Raw genomic sequence first — 6,201 nt, 5'->3', positions numbered from 1 at the left:
CGGATAGCCCTTTTTTTATGCGTGTAAGAAAGTCAAGCTAGGCCGGTTCTAAATCTGCAGTACTCATTGTATGAAAACAAAGATACTTAGTGCTTACCTTTCATTTTCAGATAATGTTCAAGTTCTGTTTTGGTGAGTGCCCCATCCCCATCTTTATCCATTTTAGTGAAATTTCCGTCTATATTGGCTTTAGATACTTCAGCAGATGACAATGTACCATCTCCATTTATATCCGCTTTTTCAAAATTAACAACAACCGCTGATACCATGGCACTGTTTTCTACGTCATCTACCTTTTCTACGCTAACGGCGTCTTCTACACTATTTTCGTCAACTGTCGCGATAACATCCTCACTGAACTTGCTGGTGTTTGCTTTTACGTATTCGTTAAATTCAGAAAGGTTTATAGCAGAGTCACCGTTTGTGTCTATATTTTCTAGATAAGGCGCTAATGATGTTCCTTCCAATTCACTTGATGTGAGTAATTCGTCACCATCAGAATCTAACCCGGTAAAACTAGTCTCTATCTTACCGTTGGACGAGGCCATTACCGAACTCGTAATTAGTGTGCTCATTAACATAGAAAGTGAAAGCTTGTTCATAATAAACTCCATTTACTTTAGTGCGTTCTTTTCAAAAAGAGACAAAACGTTTAAGTTTAAGAAATAAAGATTCATATTTTATGCCACTACCTAACCTTATGATTTATCGCCCAATAGCAAAGTGATCAGCGCTTATTAATATAGCATTGTCGGTAAACAGTGAAATATATACATGGAACTACACGAATTACCTTTCTCTAATACAGGTGTGTAGATTAAATTTACTGTTGGATATAATTTAAAGAGGGTCTAAATATGCGCTTATTATTGGTAAACATTCAGTCCTAATATTAGGCTTCATCTCGGTCATGAGGGGAATGAGCAAACTTTGATAGATAGAGGAAATGCTATTTCTTTTTTACATTTTGTGTATCATATCGGCCACTTTTCAAAGGGCTTAGCTGATAAAGTATATGTCCTATCCTGTATACAGAGTACCATTTGTTAGTTTCAAAATACTATTCGATTAAAAGACGATTACTGTTTCTACAAAAGTCTGCTTCGCTTAGGCTAAGACGTTTTTTTTCGCCAAAAGAAGTTAAGCCCGTCAAGCTTGTTGCTATAGCGAAAGATGAATCTGCCTATTTATTAGAATGGATTTTTCACCATTTGTACGTAGGTTTTTCACAGGTTGATATTTATTACAATGGGTGTAGTGACAACACCGAAGATTTAGCTCCTCTATTAAAAAAGCTCCCAGTGAATTTGATTAATGCGGATAATATATTTAACTCTGCCTCTCGTACCCCTCAAGTAGATATTTATAGGGAAGCCTTTCGCAAAAGTAACAGTCGCGATTTTCACGCCTTGATGTTTCTAGATATTGATGAATTTTGGGTGCCAATTAATTTTTCTAATAAAATTTCAGACATATGTAGCCAAATTGGGAATTTTGATACTATATCGTTTCAATGGAAGAACAAATTAGAACGGGAAATCCTCTATGGCCCCGCAATCGATAAGATCAATGAAGCGGAAAGCGCAAAGCAGTTAAAAACCCTATATAGATCATACCTTCGTCCCGAACGAATGAACCCCCATAATGTTCTTGATGATGGATTAAATCAAAGATATGAAAATGGAAAGAAGTTAGAAACTATAAACGAACAAAGATCACAATGTGTGATAGACGGCGAGGTTAAAAATGCATTTATTTTACACCGAAAAGAGCGCTCTGAATTCGAATACATTGCTACATTATTACGCGGAAGGCCCGTTAACACGATAGCGACTAAAAGAACACAAACCCTAAAAAGTAATCGTCACGGGTTTAAGTCTTCTTATAACAGCGAAAAACTAATTTTTGATGGAAGTTCATTTGAGAATTATCGTCAATACATGGATGCTAGGCTTAATGATCCATCGTTCAAGACCTTCGTGAAGAATGCTAAACTACAAGTAGATGTTAGGTATAAGCTTGTTTTAGAGGAAATATATCGAGCACCTTCCTCCGATAAGGCATTGTTGAAACAATTGCTCACAAATGTATCGCTACCTGAGGTCCGACAGGCCTTTGAAAGAAGGCTCGGCGACTAAAAATTCTCTCATAGTTTTTATGGCGGTCTCACGCTTTCCTAATTTGTTAACCTAAATAGACAGCAGCTGAAGTGACTAAAATCAGAAGTAGCATTTTGTCTTTACCAAGTTCGAGTTGTGCTATTTTTTTCCGAGTTGACCATAAAATATGCACGTTGGTATATAACAAAAATACGGTTGATCTAAACCGCTTTTAATTAACATCAGCTTCACCTACCATTAGCGCATTATTATTCTTCTATAAAGTGCTATGCCCTCATTACAGCAATATCATACTTTTTCCTTAGCTTCGAATTGCGCATCTATCGTCGAATTCGACTCTGTAGATTCATTTTTACAAGCCTACAATCCAGAAGTTAATACATATATTTTAGGCGGCGGAAGTAACTCTGTATTTTTGGATGACTTCGAAGGAGTGGTGCTAGTAAATAAAATTAAGGGTATTAGCCACTACGACACCGAATCACATCATCATATTAGTGTTGGGGCGGGGGAAGATTGGCATGAGTTTGTATCGCTGTGTATGCAAAATGGCTGGTTTGGCCTTGAAAACCTTGCGCTGATCCCAGGTTCCGTAGGCGCATCGCCTATTCAAAATATTGGGGCTTACGGTGTAGAGGTACATTCCTTCATAGATTCTATAGAAGCGATACTACTTGAAACAAAAGAGCCCTTTCTTATTAAGGGGTCGGATTGCCAGTTTGGTTACCGCGATAGTATTTTTAAACACGCCTTATATGGTAAAGCGCTTATCACCAAAGTGAATTTTACACTTCCCAAGGCGTACGACGTTGTGGCGAGTTATGGTGAATTGTCGCCTATAGACTCCCCTAGTGCGAAAGATATTTTTAATAAGGTAATAGAAGTGCGAAAAGCCAAGCTTCCTGATCCTAAGGAGCTTGGAAATGCAGGTAGTTTCTTTAAGAACCCTGTTATTGCATTAGCGCATTTTGAAGAACTTAAATGTCATTATCTTGATATACCGAGTTATCCGGTGTCAGAAAATCAGGTAAAAGTACCTGCTGCATGGCTTATCGATCAGATGGGTTTTAAAGGAAAGGCGCTTAATGGCGTTAGGTGTCATCCTACACAGCCGCTAGTATTAACTAATATAGGAAACGCGCAGGGGAATGACCTAATTGCCCTAGCTAAAGAGATAATGAATTCGGTAGAAAGTGAATTTAAAATAACGCTCGAGCCAGAAGTACGTTTAGTTGGTAGGGAAGGACTCATTCAATTATGAGACAGCAATTATGAGGCAGGCATCAAAATCAGTAAGAAAACATATATTGGCCTTGTTGTCTGATGGACACTTCCATTCAGGTGAAACCATAGCGCAACAAGTTGGCCTTTCCCGTACTGCTGTAGCAGGCCATATTTCTCAGCTTTCTGACTGGGGATTAGATGTTTTTAAAGTTAAAGGTAAGGGTTACCGTTTAGAGCGAGGTTTTTCTTTGTTAAATGCAGAGAGTATTAAGAAGCACTTAGGTAATACTAAGCGCGCCATGATAGATGTTGAGTCGGTGTTACCTTCTACTAATACAGAAATGAAAAAGCGCATTGCTAATGCCCGTCATGAATTAGCTGATGGTGATGCAATATTCGCTGAAATTCAGACGGCGGGTCGTGGCCGTCATGGTAGAACCTGGTTAGCGCCTATTGGGGGGAGCTTAACGTTTTCTATGTATTGGTCTTTCCCTGATGGTTACCAAAGCATGGCGGGTTTGTCGTTAATGGTGGGTTTGGCAGTATGTGAAGCATTAAAAGACTTGGGTGTAGATGATGCTGAACTGAAGTGGCCTAACGACATTTACCTTCAAGGTAAAAAGCTCGCCGGCATTCTTATAGAAGTAGAAGGGCAGATTGGTGCTACTGCGCATTCTGTCATTGGAATAGGTTTAAATGTGTGTGTTCCTGATAGCCAATATGACGTTGGACAACCTCATAGTGACTTAACATCTTATTTAGGACACACGCCAGATAGAAATAGTTTAGCGGCAGCCATTATAAAATCACTTTGGACATTGTTACCTAAGTTTACCCAGCAAGGTTTTGGCCCGTTCGCGCCCCATTGGGAAGCGCTAGACCTCTATGCTGATAAAAGAATTGTGCTGCAAATGGGTGAAAAGCGTTTTTCCGGAATTGATAGAGGCGTAGATGCCAGCGGTGCGTTGTTGGTTGAAACGCAAGATGGCATTACTCGATTCCACGGTGGAGAGGTTAGCTTACGTGGTAACCGATAAAAATGTCGTTTTAGTGGACGTTGGTAATACACGATTTAAATATTGTTTGTTATCTGATGCTGAAAACGAACCAACGGCCACAGAAAATTTATCCGATTTACTTTCTTTTATCGATAAACAGCAAAATATTTCCCACTTATATTTAGCCTCAGTACGAAAAGCGGATGCGGTCGAACAAATTTTCGCCGCTTGCGAACAAAGAAATATTGCCGTTGAAGAGAAAAATACCGAACGAGAAGCCTTCGGCATAAAAAATAGTTACGAAAACGAAAAAAAAATGGGGGTCGATCGATGGCTTGCCATGGTTTGTGCTGCAGAAAAAACACAAAAAGCATTTTTTGTGATGGATGTGGGCACAGCAATTACAGTTGATTTTGTGGTAGATGGTCAACATTTAGGCGGTTGGATCACACCAGGCTTTCAAGTAATGAAACAAGCATTACTTAATTCCACTAAGAAAGTGTATGCAAATGACGAAATTCCGACCAGTCTCACCCTAGGCAACGATACCGAAGAATGTGTTGCAACAGGGTGCTATGCCGCAGTGCATGGTGTTTATTTGAGCGCTGTTGATTACTTATCCAGCAAACAAACCGATTTTGATATAATTTTAGGGGGTGGAGACAAAAAAATGTTTGCATTCCTTGAAAGCGATGTTAGGATTCGTCCCGCTCATTTGGTGGTGCAAGGTTTGGCCCGCTACGCAAGAAGCGAGCTTCTTACGTAACTGGTTTGATTGATAAGTTTTTATCGGTCAAAAAAGAAAAAGTAAAATTTTTCAAAACAACACTTGCACTGAGTAATTCATTACTCTAAAATGCGCACCCACTTGATGTAGTGCCGACTTAGCTCAGTTGGTAGAGCAACTGACTTGTAATCAGTAGGTCGCCAGTTCGACTCCGGCAGTCGGCACCATCAATCTGGAGGGGTACCCAAGCGGTCAACGGGATCAGACTGTAAATCTGACGGCTCAGCCTTCGCAGGTTCGAATCCTGCCCCCTCCACCACTTTTTTATGAGGTGGCCAGAGAATTAGGATTTGCGAGCATCGTATAATGGCTATTACCTCAGCCTTCCAAGCTGATGATGTGGGTTCGATTCCCACTGCTCGCTCCAAATCAGTGCTGATATAGCTCAGTTGGTAGAGCGCACCCTTGGTAAGGGTGAGGTCGGCAGTTCAAATCTGCCTATCAGCACCAGTTTCTCCCCAGCTCATGTTTATAGAATTTCATAAATTTTTAAAGTAACTTTGCTGGGATAATAGAAATGGCAAAAGAAAAGTTTGAACGTACGAAACCCCATGTAAACGTTGGTACTATTGGCCACGTTGACCACGGAAAAACTACTCTAACTGCGGCAATCACTACTGTTCTTTCTAAGACATACGGTGGTTCAGCTCAGGCTTTCGATCAAATCGATAACGCGCCTGAAGAAAAAGCTCGTGGTATTACCATCTCTACATCTCACGTAGAGTATGACACTCCTACTCGTCACTACGCTCACGTAGACTGCCCAGGACACGCTGATTACGTTAAAAACATGATCACCGGTGCTGCTCAGATGGACGGCGCGATCCTAGTAGTAGCTGCGACTGATGGCCCTATGCCTCAGACTCGTGAGCACATCCTACTTGGTCGTCAGGTTGGTGTTCCTTACATCATCGTATTCATGAACAAATGTGACATGGTTGATGATGAAGAGCTTCTAGAGCTAGTAGAAATGGAAGTTCGTGAACTTCTTAGCGAATATGAATTCCCAGGCGATGACCTTCCAGTTATCCAAGGTTCTGCACTTAAAGCTCTTGAAGGCGATGCAGAATGG

The 6,201-nt window shown here is 40.5% G+C and carries 6 protein-coding genes and 4 tRNA genes; 9 read left to right on the top strand and 1 reads right to left on the bottom strand.

The genetic code is table 11. The annotated features are described in order from the left end of the window. Positions 1-86: 86 nt before the first annotated feature. Positions 87-602, bottom strand: a complete 516-nt coding sequence (locus C7Y69_RS15130; protein WP_185864183.1) for an EF-hand domain-containing protein — start codon at positions 600-602, stop codon at positions 87-89. Between the two features lie 441 nt (positions 603-1,043). Here C7Y69_RS15130 and C7Y69_RS15125 point away from each other — a divergent pair, with 441 nt between their 5' ends. The 9 genes from C7Y69_RS15125 to C7Y69_RS15085 all read left to right on the top strand — a co-directional run. Then, on the top strand, positions 1,044-2,138 hold the full coding sequence (locus C7Y69_RS15125) for a glycosyltransferase family 2 protein (protein WP_185864182.1): 1,095 nt from the start codon (positions 1,044-1,046) through the stop codon (positions 2,136-2,138). A gap of 250 nt (positions 2,139-2,388) precedes the next feature. Continuing rightward, the gene (murB, locus tag C7Y69_RS15120; RefSeq protein WP_126873270.1) at positions 2,389-3,381 is read left to right on the top strand and encodes a UDP-N-acetylmuramate dehydrogenase; all 993 of its coding nucleotides are present in this window, start codon (positions 2,389-2,391) and stop codon (positions 3,379-3,381) included. A 10-nt stretch (positions 3,382-3,391) separates the two neighbouring features. Then, on the top strand, positions 3,392-4,381 hold the full coding sequence (birA, locus tag C7Y69_RS15115; RefSeq protein ID WP_126873269.1) for a bifunctional biotin--[acetyl-CoA-carboxylase] ligase/biotin operon repressor BirA: 990 nt from the start codon (positions 3,392-3,394) through the stop codon (positions 4,379-4,381). Beyond that, complete coding sequence (locus C7Y69_RS15110) at positions 4,368-5,108, top strand: type III pantothenate kinase (RefSeq protein WP_260563529.1); 741 nt, start codon at positions 4,368-4,370, stop codon at positions 5,106-5,108. Before birA ends, C7Y69_RS15110 begins: the two co-directional genes overlap by 14 nt. 112 nt (positions 5,109-5,220) lie before the next feature. Next, positions 5,221-5,296, top strand: a tRNA-Thr gene (locus C7Y69_RS15105). Between the two features lie 7 nt (positions 5,297-5,303). Next, positions 5,304-5,388: transfer RNA gene (locus C7Y69_RS15100), tRNA-Tyr, on the top strand. A gap of 33 nt (positions 5,389-5,421) precedes the next feature. Next, positions 5,422-5,496, top strand: a tRNA-Gly gene (locus tag C7Y69_RS15095). Positions 5,497-5,503: 7 nt separating this feature from the next. Continuing rightward, positions 5,504-5,579 (top strand) — tRNA-Thr (locus tag C7Y69_RS15090). 67 nt (positions 5,580-5,646) lie between these two features. Beyond that, positions 5,647-6,201, top strand: a 555-nt coding sequence (locus tag C7Y69_RS15085; protein WP_126873267.1) for a GTP-binding protein, incomplete at its 3' end; no start/stop codon positions are given.

It is taken from the genome of Alteromonas sp. KS69, from assembly GCF_003989595.1.
GTDB classification, from domain to species: domain Bacteria; phylum Pseudomonadota; class Gammaproteobacteria; order Enterobacterales; family Alteromonadaceae; genus Alteromonas; species Alteromonas naphthalenivorans.
Note: the sequence above shows the minus strand (reverse complement) of the source record. Positions and strands in the feature narration are given on the sequence as shown.